This window comes from Vibrio limimangrovi, from assembly GCF_054064025.1.
The window spans coordinates 267,041-283,658 of sequence record NZ_JBSUGF010000005.1 but is presented as its reverse complement, the minus strand read 5'-3'; the positions used below and the strand labels follow the sequence as shown (position 1 = coordinate 283,658).

At 42.4% G+C, this 16,618-nt stretch carries 12 protein-coding genes; 9 read left to right on the top strand and 3 right to left on the bottom strand.

Annotated elements, in window-relative coordinates; translation table 11 throughout:
* Positions 1-125: 125 nt before the first annotated feature.
* The 9 genes from ACWYU8_RS05675 to ACWYU8_RS05635 all read left to right on the top strand — a co-directional run bounded on the left by ACWYU8_RS05675 (position 126) and on the right by ACWYU8_RS05635 (position 12,556).
* Positions 126-1,415, top strand: a complete 1,290-nt coding sequence (locus tag ACWYU8_RS05675; protein ID WP_457517886.1) for an ABC transporter substrate-binding protein — start codon at positions 126-128, stop codon at positions 1,413-1,415.
* Positions 1,412-3,766, top strand: a complete 2,355-nt coding sequence (locus tag ACWYU8_RS05670) for an ATP-binding protein (RefSeq protein ID WP_457517974.1) — start codon at positions 1,412-1,414, stop codon at positions 3,764-3,766. The genes ACWYU8_RS05675 and ACWYU8_RS05670 overlap by 4 nt, the downstream gene beginning before the upstream one ends.
* Complete coding sequence (locus tag ACWYU8_RS05665; protein WP_457517884.1) at positions 3,756-5,024, top strand: sigma-54-dependent transcriptional regulator; 1,269 nt, start codon at positions 3,756-3,758, stop codon at positions 5,022-5,024. Before ACWYU8_RS05670 ends, ACWYU8_RS05665 begins: the two co-directional genes overlap by 11 nt.
* 536 nt (positions 5,025-5,560) lie before the next feature.
* The gene (locus ACWYU8_RS05660) at positions 5,561-6,565 is read left to right on the top strand and encodes a tripartite tricarboxylate transporter substrate binding protein (protein ID WP_457517882.1); all 1,005 of its coding nucleotides are present in this window, start codon (positions 5,561-5,563) and stop codon (positions 6,563-6,565) included.
* 138 nt (positions 6,566-6,703) lie between these two features.
* Positions 6,704-7,231: a tripartite tricarboxylate transporter TctB family protein gene (locus ACWYU8_RS05655; protein WP_457517880.1), complete on the top strand. Its 528-nt coding sequence runs from the start codon at positions 6,704-6,706 to the stop codon at positions 7,229-7,231.
* A gap of 9 nt (positions 7,232-7,240) precedes the next feature.
* Positions 7,241-8,749 (top strand): tripartite tricarboxylate transporter permease, encoded by a 1,509-nt coding sequence (locus ACWYU8_RS05650; RefSeq protein ID WP_457517878.1) that lies wholly within the window; start codon positions 7,241-7,243, stop codon positions 8,747-8,749.
* Positions 8,750-8,757: 8 nt separating this feature from the next.
* Positions 8,758-9,681, top strand: coding sequence for a shikimate dehydrogenase family protein (locus ACWYU8_RS05645; protein ID WP_457517876.1), 924 nt, complete (start codon positions 8,758-8,760; stop codon positions 9,679-9,681).
* Positions 9,682-9,703: 22 nt separating this feature from the next.
* Positions 9,704-11,569 (top strand): bifunctional sugar phosphate isomerase/epimerase/4-hydroxyphenylpyruvate dioxygenase family protein, encoded by a 1,866-nt coding sequence (locus ACWYU8_RS05640; protein ID WP_457517874.1) that lies wholly within the window; start codon positions 9,704-9,706, stop codon positions 11,567-11,569.
* 36 nt (positions 11,570-11,605) lie between these two features.
* A complete protein-coding gene (locus ACWYU8_RS05635) occupies positions 11,606-12,556 on the top strand; it encodes an AEC family transporter (RefSeq protein ID WP_457517873.1) in 951 nt (316 codons plus the stop codon).
* Positions 12,557-12,631: 75 nt separating this feature from the next.
* Here the strand turns inward: ACWYU8_RS05635 and ACWYU8_RS05630 are convergent, their stop codons facing one another.
* From ACWYU8_RS05630 to ACWYU8_RS05620, 3 genes are all read right to left on the bottom strand, one after another.
* Positions 12,632-13,813: a Gfo/Idh/MocA family protein gene (locus tag ACWYU8_RS05630; protein ID WP_457517871.1), complete on the bottom strand. Its 1,182-nt coding sequence runs from the start codon at positions 13,811-13,813 to the stop codon at positions 12,632-12,634.
* A complete protein-coding gene (locus ACWYU8_RS05625; RefSeq protein ID WP_457517869.1) occupies positions 13,728-14,546 on the bottom strand; it encodes a sugar phosphate isomerase/epimerase family protein in 819 nt (272 codons plus the stop codon). The genes ACWYU8_RS05630 and ACWYU8_RS05625 overlap by 86 nt, the downstream gene beginning before the upstream one ends.
* 81 nt (positions 14,547-14,627) lie before the next feature.
* Entirely contained in the window at positions 14,628-16,385 is a 1,758-nt protein-coding gene (locus ACWYU8_RS05620; RefSeq protein ID WP_457517867.1) for an FAD-dependent oxidoreductase, read from the bottom strand.
* Positions 16,386-16,618 lie beyond the last annotated feature (233 nt).

The window sequence follows — 16,618 nt, the reverse complement described above, 5'->3', positions numbered from 1 at the left end:
GATAGAATACACAAAGTTTCCGTTGAAGTGCGTCAATAGTGACTCAAAGCCACAGAGTAGAAATTGTTTACTATCTGCCATAGATTTGAGTTACCGCACATTATTTATGGTTTTTGGTGGTTTTGATGGTTGGTTTTCACAAATTTGGACTGAGCTTACTATTTTGTATCGCGCTTTATTCGCCGCTGACAAAAGCAACGGATAACGAGCTGGTGATACTCACGACATTCTCTCAGGCACCAGTCACGGCCTTGGTGAATGACTTTGCTGAACATTATCCGCAAGTGGCAGTTCGAGTTGTTCACCGACGTACACATTCTAGCCTTCAGCTGTTAAGTAAGAGCTACATGCAGGATATTGATCTAGTCCTTAGCTCATCACCGTTTTTGATGCAGGAGTTGGCAAATCAGCACCGCTTGGCGGATATGCCCTCTCTTGTGCAAGTTCCAGAATGGTTGTCTTCATACTTATTGCCGAACAAAAATCAGGTGGTCGCATTTGGTTATTCGGGGGCGGGAATTGTATGGAATAAAGACTATTTGGCAGCCAATCATCTACCAGAACCTACCCGTTTTCAGGACCTGATTAGCCCAGTCTACTTTGGCCACGTCACCATGAGTACGCCAAGTCGTTCGGGAACGACGCAGTTGATGGTGGAAAGTGTGCTCAGCCAGTACGGATGGCAAGAAGGATGGCGAATTCTGCTCAATGTTGGGGCAAATCTGGCGACCGTCTCTTCGCGTAGTTTTGGGGTTGCGGATTACATTGCCAAAGGGAAGCTAGGCTTAGGACCGACTATCGATAGCTATGCGTTAATAGCCCAGCGAAAATTCGATTACGTCGGCTTTTCATACGATAAAGATTTTACACTCATGCCGACATACATTGCGCAAATTAACCGAGGCGAAAGAGATAAATTGGCTGAATCTTTTGTCTCCCACTTGCTTTCTTCAAGGGTGCAGGAACAGATGGAAGCGAGCACATTTTCCAAAACGGCCTTAAGTGATTCTGCACGATACTACGGGGAAAACCCAGTTCTCGATATGGAGCAAGTGCTACCAAGAGAAGCACTAATCAATCAGATCTTTGATACTGCCATTACCAAGCGACTTCCAGAGCTTCAGGATGCCTGGCTTACTCTAATCAAATTGAATCAACAAGTGGCAGGAAATCCGAAGAAACAGCAAGCGCTTAAAGAGATTGAGATAAAGTTATTTGAATTACCGATGAGTATCGAAGAAGTCACCTCAACGGCAAAGAAGTTAAGTTCCTTAGATAAAAACTCAGAAGTCGGTATGACACACTACCAGGCATTGCTTGCTGAGTTTTCCCACGAGTTGGGCCGTGCGATTTCCAATAAGCTGGATTCAGTGAATAATGAACTTGCTCAATGGCGAGGAAAAGAGAAACAGTGATAGACCCTAAGTACAAGACCATTGGTGCGCGTTTAGTTGCCGCGTTTACCTGCAGTACTCTCTTACTGACTATTGTGTGTTTAGTGGCATGGGCAACATGGAATAGTTTAGATAATCAGGTACATACTTTGTTAGAAGATAGCGTGCCTAAATATAACGCCAGCTTTTTTCTAGAAAGTAAAACAAGTGAGATTAATCGCCGAGTTGAGGCATTACAGACGGTCGGCAATAAAGTTCAGCTAGGAGAGCAGGCAATGCAGATAAATGCGCTATTGGCATCTATCTCTGCCGCCCTCAATAGCAACAAGATGAGTTCGGAATTTTATCAGCTCTTGGATTCGGAAGCCGGACTGGCGTCTTTGTTAGAGACCTATGTTGATATGATCTCTAAGCGAATTGACCAAACTCGCCGTATTGATCAGCTCATGGAACAAATTGATTGGCTACATCAAGATATTCGCTCAGAGCTAAAACCTGTTCGTCAGGAAGTGCATTGGCAAATTGAACGAATGAGCGATTCAAAAGGGATACAGAAGCTACTGGCTCAGCTTAGTACGCTGCAGCGTGTGATTGATATCGAGTCTGCGGTATATGACATGGTACTTGATGTTGCGGACGCATCCATGCCTGAGCAGGTGGATAATGGCATGAAAGTTATTCATTTTCGTTTGATTGATCTTCAGGAAAGTAGCCAAAGCTTGATGAATCAACCAGCTTCTATTGCTTATCAGCAGTTACTACAAGAACTGGTGGCCGTGCTTGGTACGAATGGTGACTTCGAGAATCAACTTATGTCATTGGTTACTTTGAACGGTGATATCCAGCAGATGCAAGATCAAATTTCTCACAGTATGGAGGCGATTCACCAACAAATTGGCGAGTTGGTTTCAACTGCCGATGAAACGTTTAGACAGGTCAAGAGTGAAACGGCAGAGCGGGTGTCTTATGGCAACCATGTACTTATCGTCTGTTTTAGTCTTTCCATACTCACAAGCTTGTTTTTGACGTATTACTTTATCAACCGACGAATTGTCTCGCGCTTGATTGGGTTGGGGGACAGCATTGATGCGATCATTAAAAATGATCACTCGCATCCCGTCGTAGTTGACGGTAATGACGAGATTGGCCGTTTAAGTGAAAAACTCATTGAATACGGCGAAAAGGTCCAAGAAATTCAGCGAACCAACGCGCTCAGTCTGATAAACAACACGACTGCAAGCCTTATCACGAGCGACTTAAACGGCGTGGTTGAATCCGCAAACCTAAGTGCCCGTAAACTGTTAAAACTCGGCGACGTAACCGAAAGCCATCCTATCTGGGAATATTTTCCCGAGCACTGTCGCGACCAACTTATCAAGGTATTTGACCGCTCACACTCATGGATTGAATTGGGGAAAATGCATGTAACTTTGTCCCTTGGCGACGAAAAACCAAAATACGTGCGCTTTGATATACGTCCGTTCACCCATGGCGTCGATAACAAATTGATTATGACGATTACGGATGTGACGTTACAAGAGGTGACTACCCGCACTCTGGAAAGTCGAGTGTTAGAAAAGACACAAGATTTGTTGATCAAAAACCAGCAATTAGAGAATGAAATCGAAGAGCGAATTCGTACAGAAGAAAGCCTTAAGAAAACGCAAAACGAGTTAATACAAGCAGCAAAAATGGCTGTGGTTGGCCAAACAATGACGAGCCTGGCACATGAACTTAATCAACCTCTTAACGCGATGTCGACATACTTGTACAGCGCTCGAATGTTTTTAGACCAGCAGTCGACAGACAAAGTGAGTGAGTCGATTACGCACATAGAAGGTTTAGCTGCACGTATGAGCAAGATCATTAATAGCTTGCGTCAATTTGCTCGCAAACCTGAGGGAGAGAGAAAAGTAAGCCCGGTCTCTATTCATGAAGTGGCGGAACAAGCGGCTACTATCGTCAATACACGTGCTAAACGTCAACAAATTAAGATTGAAAACCAACTGCCAAATGGGGTGATGGTGCAAGGCGAGATGTTGGCGTTGGAACAAATATTTATCAACCTGCTGGTTAATAGTTGTGATGCGTTAATGGAAAGCACCCGAGAAGAGCACAAGAGGGTGGCGATTGAACTGCTGGAGGAGACGAGTGGATTAACTATGATTGCCATTAGTGATAACGGTACTGGTTTTGGAGAAGACATCGTACAACGTATTTTCCAACCTTTTGTTTCTACTAAAGAGGTCGGTCTGGGTTTGGGTATGAATATTTGTAAGTCGTTGATAGAAAAACATAATGGAAGTATTTACCTCGCATCTTCGTTAGAGAAAGGTGCGATGGTTGTGTTGGAGTTACCAAATGAGCAATAACTCATATTCAGTATTGTTGGTCGATGATGACCAGGATGTACTGGACTCATATTCTTATTTGATGAATATATCCTCGATTAAGTCAAAAGCGATCAACGACCCGACACAAGCGACACAGTACCTCACACCTAAATGGGCGGGGGTGGTTATTCTCGATATGTATATGCCTCAAATGCACGGCTTAGATTTACTCAGAATGATCAAAAACATCGACGAGAGAATCCCCGTAATTGTGATTACGGGACACGGTGATATTCCAATGGCAGTGGATGCCGTCAAGCAGGGGGCGTGTGAGTTTCTCGAAAAGCCAATTAGTCCTCCAGAATTATTAGCGTTAGTAAAACAACAGCTTGAAACTCGTACTAGCCAAGTTGAAAGTCTACTTCAAGCCGAGAAATCGATCTCACGTTCTTTGATTGGCAAGTCTGCCCATATGGAACAGATCCGTAAGCTGGTGGCACAGTATGCGCTATTGGATACGCACGTTGTCGTTTATGGTGAGGCGGGTACCGGGCGCCATAGTGTCGCTGGGTTGATCAAAGATATGATGTCTCAAAATAAAGAGACTGAGTTTAAAACACTTTCGTTAAGCAGTGCTTCAACGAAACAGTGTATCGATGAAGCAACGAATACTCAGAGCACGAAGGTTCTTGTCCTAGAAAATTTACCTGAACTGGCTGAGGTAGAGCAGAGGCACTTGGCACAGACGCTGTTAACTCGTGAACGTAATGGTAAAAAGAATCTGCGTGTCATGACTATTTTTGATGCAGAGCCAGAAGAATACATCACGAAGAACCAATTATTACCAGAACTATACTATTTGCTTAACCAAGGTGTCGTTCATGTTCCTCCTCTAAGACACCGTCCTGATGACATCGTGACAATATTCCACTATTTCCTGAAGTTGAGCTGTAAGAAATTAGGCAAGCCGTTACCAAGTGTGGACACAAGTTATCTTTCATTACTGAGAAACTATCCTTGGCCTGGAAACATCCGAGAATTAAGAAACATTGCTGAGCTTTATGCGATAGGGATAGTCAAGCTTACAGGGAAGGAACGCATCTATTCTCAGAACGAAATTCAACTTCCGCTTGATGAACTGGTGGATGACTTTGAAAAACAGCTGATTGAAGACGCGCTCTTTTTACATTCTGGACGTATCAGCGATGCTGCGAGTCACCTGCAAATACCGCGTAAAAAGCTCTATTTGAGAATGAAAAAGCATGGTATCGAGAAAGGCAATTACAAGCCTCGATAACATAAGGTTTTATGCATTAACAACCGTTAGATCGGGCGTACGAATCTCAATGGCTATTACCGACATCGAAATATTAGATTGCGTTAAGTAGTAAAGTCACCATGACCAGATGGTTTGGCACGAAAGCTCAGAACCATTTTTTGTGACATAAAACCCACTTTTTTGATTTGATAATATTGCTATTTTTAGCTTTTTTGAATGGGTTTTTCAGCGCTCTTTTAAATTAGAGTATGAATTAACCATTTGTATTTTAAGGATAAAAAATAATTCATTTTGGGTTTTACATTGATGTGCTTAACCGAACTATGCTAAAAATGAATGATGTTCACCTAAATTGGAATGGAAAATGAGTTAGGTATGTAAATAATGTGAACACTTGTTCATTATTGGTTAAAAATTGGTAATAAGATAACCAACTAAATGAGTTGAAAGGGAAAATCTAGCCGCACGTTGCACAGAGCCCATTTTGGCTTGTTTAATTTAGCAGTTTAAATACTTGTAATTAGTAAAAAGATAACCTTAACAAGGACGTGAAAATGAGAAGCACATTTAGCAAATCTATTATCGCATTGTCGACACTATGTGTAAGCATGGTAGTGAATGCAGCCGAATACCCATCAAAAAATATCCAAGGTATTATTCAGTGGGGCGCTGGAGGTTCAACAGATACCGTTATGCGTGCAGTAACGCCAGAAGCGGAAAAGCTGCTTGGCCGTGATGTGATTCTGACCAACCGCAATGGTGGTGTAGGTGCAATCGCGACTAAGTATGTGAACGCCAGACCTGCGGACGGTTACACCCTGCTAATGGGTGCCGAAAACCCACAGATGTATAAAGTACTGGGCTTGGGTGATATTGATTATAGCGATATGATCCCTATTTCTGTACTTGCTCAAGGTCTATCCATTTTCGTCGCTCAAAATGATGCGCCGTACAACAACCTTCAAGAAATGGTTGAATACGCAAAAGCTAACCCAAATGATGTAAAAGTTGGTTCGACTGGCCCTGGAGGCTTGCCTTCTGTTCTACTCGCGATTTTACAATCAGCTGATAAGTTTGATGTTACTTCAGTCCCATACCAAGGTGATGGCCCAGCCCTAACGGCGTTACTTGGTGGCGCAATTGATGTGATGCCAGCTGTGTATGGTGCCGCACAAGAATACATTCGTGCAGGAAAAATCAAAGTAATCGGCCTAATGGATACAAAACCGAATACGCACCTCCCTGATGTCAAACCGGTTACCGATTTCTACCCACAATTAGCGCCACAACTACCATACAGCCCATTTTTCGGCATTTGGGTGAAGAAAGGTACACCTGATGACGCGGTTCAAAAACTAACTGAAGCTTTCAACACCTCTGCAGCTCAAGATGAATTTAAAGGTCTGCTTGATAAGCGTGGGTATGTTTTCTTAGGCCTGAAAGGTGATGAAGCGAATGAATTCCTTGAAAAGTTCCGTTCTGTTTCATCTTGGATTGCTTATGACTCGGGTGTGGCGAAATTCTCTCCTGAAAAATTTGGTATTAAGAAAATTGATTAATAATTTGCTTTAAATTAGCTGTTTATTCAACCACAGGGATATGAATAAATTTTAATTATTATCATATCATTTGGCGCTATGGTTATTTTCTATAGCGCCAAAAATGAAGTATCTGTAGTTTTAAAAAGGAGTATTTACATGGCTGAGATAAAAACCGAAACTAAAATCGCAGACAAAAAGCCAGGTGAAGTCGTTTTTAATGGACTAATGCTGTTGTTAAGCGTTGTACTGTTATGGAAAGCGATTGATATATCTGGATTTAGCGGTTTTAGTGAACCGGGTACGTTTCCCATGAGTGCAGCATTAATTATGTTAGTATTTTCTAGCATTACATTGATGAAATCCATAAGAAAAAATAATATAGGGCACGAGATAACTCTATTTTTTAAACAAATTTTACCACCACGCATTCTAGTTATGATGGTAATGGTTGTGGTGTTTTCTCTTACTATTGAAAATATTGGATTTTTAATTAGCTCATTCATTTTGTTAACACTTTCATTTTTTATTTATTATAAGAGAAATATTTTACTTGCCATGTGCATCTCTATTGCTGCACTCATTGTAGTGTATGTTATTTTTCGCTTGGTGTTTTTGGTTATATTGCCGGAAGGGGTTATTCCGGAATCAGAAATATTGGCTTATTTTTCAGATTTAATTTCTTGAGGAATAATTATGGAAGCAATTAATTATTTTCTTAGCTCGTGGTTATCAATAGAGTTATTAGCACTAACTGCACTCGGCACATTTTTAGGTGTTTACATTGGCGCGATTCCAGGGCTATCTGTCACCATGGCAGTGTCCATTTTGATTTCTTTTACCTTTCCCTGGGAACTTCATAACGCACTATGCCTGATGGTTGGCGTGTATATGGGTGGCGTCTATGGTGGGTCGCGTACTGCTATTTTGCTAAACATACCTGGTGCACCTTCTGCAATTGCAACTGCATTAGATGGTTTCCCGATGGCTCAGAAAGGCGAAGCGGGACGCGCGATTGGTCTGTCAACAGTCATGTCAGTCATTGGTGGTTTTGTCGGCATTTTTGTGCTGTCATTTGCTGCGCCAGTAGTGAGTACTTTCGCTATAAACTTCCAGCCGCGTGATTATCTGATGATCGGGATGCTCGGAATTATGCTGATTAGCTCCCTTTCTCAAGGCAGTTTTTCGAAAGGGATGTTTACCGGTGCTTTAGGTATTTTAGTTGGTACAGTGGGGCTAGATTCTTTAACTGCACAAGAACGTTTTACTTTCGGTGTTGTTGAATTATGGGATGGCATTAGCCCAGTTGCAGTGATGATAGGGATGTTTGGTCTATCTGAAGTCTTAAACCAACTTCATCACTTAGATAAAGCGGTTGTTAAGCAAAATCTGACTAAAATTATGCCAGCATGGATGGATGTTCGCCGTTATTTACCATTGAGTATTAAGTCATCTTTAATCGGTGTTACAGTTGGTGCGTTACCTGGAACTGGGGGCGATATTGCATCACTCATGGCTTATGATTACGCCAAGCGAACCACTAAAAATCCTGAAGTGCCGTTTGGTGAAGGAGCAAAAGAAGGGCTTATCGCGCCAGAGTCAGCGAACAATGCTGCTGTCGGTGGTGCATACATTCCAATGCTTACTCTAGGTATTCCAGGAGACGCAGTTACAGCGGTATTTATCGGGGCTCTCTTCATTCACGGTCTAAACCCTGGTCCGCTATTATTGGCAGAAAATCCAAGTATGTTTTGGTTTACTGTTGGTAATTTAACATTAGCCAATATCTTCGTGCTGATATTTGGTTTAACTGGTATCAAGATATTTAGTAAATTAGTGAGTTGCCCGAAAGGCATATTAATGCCGCTCATTGTTATTTTGTCTGTCGTGGGTGCTTATGCCATAAATAACTCAATCACGGATGTATGGTGGATGATAGCCTTTGGCGTAATTGGTTATTTCATGCGTATGTACAATTATCCAATTGCTCCTGTTATTCTGGGTGTAATTCTAAGTGATTTAATGGATCAAAACTGGCGTCGCGCCATGATTTCAGAACAAGACAGTATTATTGGTTTGTTGCAAGGAATTTTCACTAGTCCATTATCTATTGTTTTATTTTTCTTAATTATCTTTATTTACCTATCTCAAACCCCAATTTGGGGGAAATGCAAAACTAAATTTAAATCTGCAAAAGTAAATTAATAAATAATGTGGCGGCCAATGTCGCCACTTATTTAAATTCCCAAAAATTTAAAAAATTCACCAAGCCCAAAAAACCAAAGTTTCAAGGAGTAGATATGAAATTAGGATTAATCGGTCATCATATTCAAAAAAGCCGTTCTCCAGAGTTGCACATTTGGTTAGGTAAACATAATAAACAAGAAACTACATACGAACTATTTGATTGCGAACTGGAAAATGAAGCAGCCTTACTGGAGTTATTATTAGAGCTCAAAGCGAAAGGATATCGTGGGGTCAACGTGACACATCCATACAAAGTTTGGGCGTGGAACCTTATTCAAAATAAAGAGCGTACAGATAAAACGCTTGGTGCGTTGAATACTGTTGTGTTGAATAAAGACGAATTAGTAGGAATGAACTCTGACTGCACGGGTTTTAAACGTGCTTACCAAGATCATTTTGCACAACAAGCGCCGAAAAAAGTATTGTTGAAAGGGGCCGGAGGTGTCGGGCGTGCGATTGCTTTTGGCTTGGCGCAGTTGAATGTTGAGCATATCTACATTTTTGACTCTTTTAAAGATAGCCAACAATCACTAATTGACGATTTAACTGCTATTGGTGTTTCGGCAAGCGGCATAGACGAATCGCAAATTAAAAACTGTTCAAAAGAATGTGAAGGCTTAGTGAATGCAACGCCTGTTGGCCATTACGCTACACCAGGTGCGTCTTATACTGCCGAAGAAATCTTCTCGCCAACATGGATTTTTGACGCAGTTTACACGCCAGTTGAAACGGAATTTGTGCAACTCGCACAGCAGAAACAGGCAGAAGTAATCAGTGGTTACGAGTTGTTTACTAACCAAGGGATTGATGCTTACGAAATGTTCGTTGGGCACGATATTGATAGCACAGGTGTTTATGACGCTGTTCCTATTGACGGCCCTAAAGCATAGTTTTTTATAAGGATATATTAATATGAAAACAGGCATTGCCACAGTTAGTCTAGCTGGTTCTCTCTCTGAAAAAATGCATGCCGCGGCAGAGGCAGGTTTCGATGGCATTGAAATTTTTGAAAATGATTTAACGCAATCGAACTTATCTCCAAAACAAGTAAAACAATTAGCGGAAAGCCTTGGACTTGAAATCATTACGTTACAGCCATTACGAAATTTTGAAGCGATGCCTGATGCGCTTAGGAAAAAAAACTTTTACCGGGCACAGAAAAAATTTGAATTGATGCATGAGCTGGGTACCAAGCGCTTAATGATTTGCTCGAATGTGTCGCCACATGCGATAAACGATCCATCTCGAGCTGCTGCTGATTTGCATGAACTTGCAGAAATGGCAAGTAAAGAAGGCTTTAATATTGGTTATGAAGCGCTCGCATTCGGGCGTCATGTCTATGACTACGATCAAGCGTGGGATATTGTCAAACAAGCCTCGCATCCAAACTTGGGCATTTTGCTTGATAGCTTTCATCAATACGCACGCGGTAATACTTTAGATGTACTGCGTGATGAGATTCCAGTGGAAAAAATTGCTTTTGTACAAGTGGCCGACGCGCCGAGCTTACAAATGGATATTTTAAATTTTAGCCGTCATTTTCGCTGCTATCCCGGTCAGGGTGACATGCCAATAGTTGAGTTTATGCAATGCTTACTCGATAAAGGTTACGACGGCTATGTGTCGCATGAAATATTCAATGATGGCTTCCGCGCATCCTCTCCGAAAGAAAAAGCAATTGATGGTATGCGTTCGTTAATTTGGCTTGGAGAAAAAACGCAGCAGGCAATGTCACCAAATCCTGTACCGACTATTGATGCCGCACCTAGCATCGATGAACTGGCTTTCATTGAATTTGCGATAGCGGACGAAGAAACGGCAGCGCTAGTCAAAGTGCTTGAGCAGCTTGGTTTTTCAAACACGCATAAGCATAAATCGAAGAACGTCACTTTGATGCGTCAAGGTAATATTAATCTTGTATTGAATCATGAGGATGAAAGCCAAGCGCATCACTACCATCAGAAACACGGTGCTTCAATTTGTGCGATGGCCTTTGCCACCAATGACGTAACTAAGATGATTCGCCGTACTCGCCATTACAATTGTCCGCGTTTTAACAATCAGGCTGGTGAAGGCGAACTGAATATTCCTGCTATAAAAAGTGTCGGTGATCAATTGATTTATTTTGTCGATAGCCTCGCTGATACACCATTTTATAATATTGATTTTGTTGAAGTTGCCGAGAATCAAAAGAAAAAGTCGATTGGTTTGAAACAGTTTGATCATATTGGGCAAACGGTGCTTGATACAGATGTGCTATCGGCAACATTTTTCTATAAATCACTATTTGATTTCTCAATTGAACCTAGCCAAGATTTGTCAGATATCAACGGACTAGTAACAAGTCGAGTCGCAGAAAATCAGCAACGTAATGTTCGTATTGCGATAAACACGTCGTCGGCGAGAGACTCTGCAGCGCAACGATTTGTGAATATGCGCAAAGGTGCTGGTATTCATCAAGTTGCTTTTAGCTGTGACGATATTTTTGCGACGGCAAAAGGGGTAGATATGGATTGTATTTTACCGATCCCTGATAATTACTACCGTGATTTAGATGCTCAGTACCAGTTGGATCCAAAACTGATAGCGCAATTTAAAGCGTACAATATTCTTTATGATGAATCAGAAGAGGGGCAATTTTTCCACTTCTACACAAAAGAAGTACATGGCGTGTTCTTTGAAGTACTTCAACGTGTCGGAGGTTATCAAGGATTTGGTGAAGCCAATGCACATATCCGTTTAGCCGCCCAAGCGAGAGAAAATAGTAAAGCGGTGTGATAAAACCTGGGAAAAGGGAAGCGTCAAGGAGTATCAATGGCGACAGTCTTTGCTGTTATATCACCGATTTTTATCGTGATTTTACTGGGCTTTCTTTGCGTGAAAGCAAATATGCTCAGCGCAACCAGTATTTCACAAATGGGGAAATATGTACTGTATATTGCGATGCCTTCGGTCATTGTCTCCACCATTTCAAAGCTTAACTTTGAACAGGTTTTTAACCTAACCTTACTGGCGGCGTATATGATACCTGGCTTATTGATGCTCAGCCTGGGTTCTGTGCTCTATGCCAAAGTGCTGGGTATCCCTAAACTGGACACCGCGATAATGATGACTGGGTCTGTTGTTCCGAACAGCGCATTTATTGGTTTTCCGATTTTAATGCAGATGATGGATAACCCCAAAGTCAGCACGTTTGCCATTGCGTTACTGGTAGAAAACATTGTAATTTTCCCGGTTTGTTTATTGCTCCTTGACTGGTTCAATCATAAATCGCAAAAAAATGCGTCTTTGAAAGAGCAGCTTGGTATGATTGGACGGCGGGTGATGAAAAACCCAATGTTGATTGCGATTGTCATAGCGCTATTCATTAATGTTATGTCGATCCCAATCCCTTATGTGTTTGAGCGGGTGCTTGATATTTTCGCACCTTCAGCGGTTGCGATTGCATTGTTCTGTATTGGTGGTTCGCTTGCGCAAGTAAAGTTGGCTCAAACCAATTGGAAGTGGGTTGGTATGACGGCATTGAGCAAATTGCTCATTCATCCGTTATTGGTGGGTGTCAGTTTATATTTTTTCATACCGGAGGATAAAGTGTTGGCAACGAGCTTAATGTTGATTGTTTCGGTACCTATGCTGAGCATGTATACGTTGATAGGCGATATGTATAATCGGCAAGAGTATTGCGCTTCAACCCAACTCATTACCAGTATGTTGGCAATTTTTACTATTCCAGTTGTGTATATTACGTTCGATTTATTGTTTTAATTAACGGATATAAAAAGCGCGTTCAATATGAGTATTGGACGCGCTTTTTGTTGTTCCAGAACGACTGATTTCAGACTATAGCTCGGTAATTTTTTCTAACTTTTGGCTCTGACAGGCTTTTTGAATGGCATCAATCACCAGTAAATTTTGCAACCCATCATGCATGCTCACAGTTGGGGCAATGTCGTTTTGAATGAGATCACAAAAATGGCTTAACTGTAAGTAAAGTGGATCCTGACGTTGAAGATGGTGCTGTTCATTGATCGTCGGATTCCACCAAGAAGGCTTGATGTCACTGGTAAAGTACTTCAAGCGCATGGTTGGAATGGACAAACTGCCTTGAGTCCCCGCAATATGGTAGCAATCTTCATCGTTATAAGTGGTGTAACTTGGGTTTTCCTGTGATGTCTGTTCCCAGCTTTTGGGGCTTACACAAGTGTCTGAAACCACAAAGCTCCCCAACGCACCGTTTTTAAATTGCAGATTGATGATTGCGGTATCTTCGACTTCAAATCCTCTGGTATGGTTAGTTGAAATTGCCTGTACCGACTCTATATCACCCATAAGAAAGCGCATATTGCCAATTTCATGAATCATATTGATAAGAACTGGTCCTCCACCACTTTTTGTCCGCCATTCTGCTTCATTAAAATAGGAATCGGGTTTAAAAAATTGGGCAGAACCTTGAATGGACACTAACTGACCGAGTTTTCCGCTTTCTATAAGGGCTTTTGATTGGCTTAAAATCGGACTGTAAGCTCGATGGTGGCCAACCAAGACCTTGGCTTGTTTTTCTACGCTGAGTCGATATAACTCAATTGCTGATTGAATGGAATCGGTGACAGGTTTTTTTACTATCACAGGCACGTTGGCAAGGATACACTGTGCTGCTTGTTCGGCGTGCAGAAAATTGGGTGAAGCGAGGATTACACCATCTAATTTGTCCTCTTGCAGGATATCTTTAAGCTGTTCAAACAGGGGAGCTTGATATTGTTCTGCCACGTTTTTTGCTTGCGGGCTTGGATCGACGATGGCAAACAGTTGGCAATTAGGATGATTGTTAATTAGCTCAATATGGGTTTTACCTATTACACCTGCGCCAACGACCGCAATGTTTAAGATTGAATTGTTCATTTTGGGTCTCATTTTCTTACTATCTGCACGATTGGTATTAACGCGTGAGGTGCGTATTACGTTGTTCACAAATGTTTTTTGCACCTTGGTAGCAGCGAGCGATCCAAGAATCCATCTGTGCATTGGATAATACGCCACTTGGAGCAGAAGGGACTTCAACACCGATACCAATATGCGGTTCGACGCGGTTAAGAATGCTGATTAAATCAATGCTACCTTGACCCGGAACGCAACGATCTTCTCGGGCAGTATGTAACAATTGTTCTGTGGTGTAATGAGCTTGTACCAGTGCGTCACAGAGATGAACCATGCCAATAGAGCCCTTAGGGGCAGTTTCAATATCGGCCAGGCTCGAATTTGAGCGGTTGAAATGCAATACATCTAACAAGACTTTTGCCTGTGTGCCTTGAATCAGGTCGAGGGAAGAGGGCAAGTCGGGTAGGCATGTCCATGGGAAAAACTCTATCAGGGTTTCTAGTTGATATTGCAGCCCGACTTCGGCAATTTTGCCTAAATTAGCTTTTAAACGTGATAAATCATCGTCATAGGGAGCAGTGATCAACTGTTTGGCCCCCAACTGTTGGCCCATTTCCAGATAGGGTTTGATATCGTTAATGTCAAAGTCTGGGGTGATTTTAAAAAACTCAATGTCATTAACCACGACGCCAGTATCTTGTAATGCTTGCAGGGTTTGCTTTAATTCTAGGCTACCTTGGGGCAACGGATAACCAGGCGACGTTTCTGTTACTTTGACTAAACGTAGTCCAACAGCATCATATCCAGCGTGGGCAGCAGAATGAATCAGTTCTGGTGGTGTAAGATCTACGGCGGTCAAATGTGCAAGAGAAATTGTCATGTCGTCATTCCTTTGAGGTAGTTGTTTCTCGTATTTATTCTTACTGGCCAAGTATCTTGACGATATTTGGCAGAGGCCGCCTTATTCGTCTTCTTTTTCAAAACGCCATGACGTTTCCCATTCTTTAACCTCGGCTGCATGTCTTGCAGCAATATAGCCAAAGGTGAGTGCAGGGCCGAGATTGATACCACCTGCCGGGTATTGACCGCCCATTATGCTGGCTAAATCACAACCTGCTGCATACAGGCCGGGAATAGGTTGGTTGCCTTCATTAAGTACTTGAGCGTGCTCGTTTGTCTTAAGTCCGGCAAACGTACCAAAGCTGCCTGCCTGTACGCGTACGGCATAAAATGGTGGTTTGCTTATTGGCGCCACACAAGGATTGGATAAATTACGGGTAGGGTCACCTTGATAGCGAGTGTATTTCGTTGAGCCACGATGAAACTCAGGATCGTCTCCGTGAGCTGCATGTTGATTCCAATTGTTAATGGTTTCGTGCAAACCACTAGGATCTATACCTGTTTTGGAAGCCAATTCTTCAATGGTATTGGCTTTGGTTAAATAACCTGACCGTATAACACCCCATGTTGGAACTGGGGTTGGACGGGCAATACCTAAGCCATATCTGCGTTGAAAGGTATGATCACAAATCAACCAGGACTCTAGTGTCGTTCCTTCCGGCGTTGCTTGATACATGTTAGTGACGTAGTCGTGATATCCCAGTCCTTCATTGCAAAATCGCTTGCCGTTTTTTAGCACACCAATGATGCCAGGTTTTCCTCGTTCGATAATATGTGGGAACTGTCCCGCTGCTTGATGCCGATAAGGAACGAAAGAAACCGGACACCAGGCGCCTGCATGCGGATAGTCTGTTTCTACCTGTGCTCCAATCGCTTCGGCGGCCGTCAAGCCTCCGCCAGTGGCTTCTGGCACAGCAAGCGTTAAATGGTCCTCCTGGTCACGAAACATTGCTTGTCGACGTGCAGTATCGTGGGCAAATCCACCAGTGGCTAATACCACTCCTTTCTTTGCGAATATGGTTTGTCGTCCCGTTGGAGTATCAAATACTGCTCCGGTCACTGTTCCTTCTTCTTCAATGAGTGAAATCAGGTTGTATTGGGTTTGAATGGTTACGCCAAGTTGTGTTGCTGATGCCAGCAGCCGAGCAGCGAGCGCCAAGCCGTTTCTCATCGACATGCCACGCTGGTAACGGACGAGGTCCCATGTATGTTTCATGACTCGTTTGGTGGCGTAAGCAAAGTTGGAAAGGCTACGAGTCATGTTCATAAAAGCTCTGAGGTCAGGGCCAGCTTGAATCGTCATGCCATGAAAGGTCGTTTCTTTTGCGGGTTTGCGTAAAATCGACAGCTTGTCTCCGAGTTGACGTCCATCAAATGGTTTTGCGATCACTGAGCGACCACCTGTACCCGCGTTCGGTTGTTGGCTGTAGGTGTCTGGAATGGTGAGGCCACCATCAAATTGCAATTGGGTGTGCTCGTTAAAAAACGAAACCATATGAGGTGCATGGTTTAGAAATGACATCACACGTTGTTCGTTGAATTTATCTCCGACAACGGCTTTCAAATATTCCGCGACATGGGTTGGCGTTTCTTTAATGTCATTTTCATAAGCGATATGATTGCACGGTGCCCAGATCCAACCACCCGACCATGCGGTAGTACCGCCAACGACATTCGATTTTTCTGCGACGATGACATTTAAACCATGAAATGCGGCCGTTGTGGCGGCAGAAAGTCCAGCCGCGCCAGATCCAACAATAAGAAAATCACATTCTTTAAATGTGTCGTGAGTTGAATGCGAAGAATGCTCGGCTTTCATTAACCTATCCTTGGTTTTTTATATGACGTTATTAGCTTGTTTTCGAAAAGATAGCTGTGTGTCTATTATTGTGAGCAGGCTATTTCAAAGCTAATTCAAAAAAAGATCATCGTATTCAAAAATGATAAAAAAGGTGTTGGTAGGGCATTAAATACTTGCTATCTCCATCTGTTTTAAGCGTTTAGTCATGACGTTATTTAGGAATATAATTTACTTTTTTTAACTTTCTTATT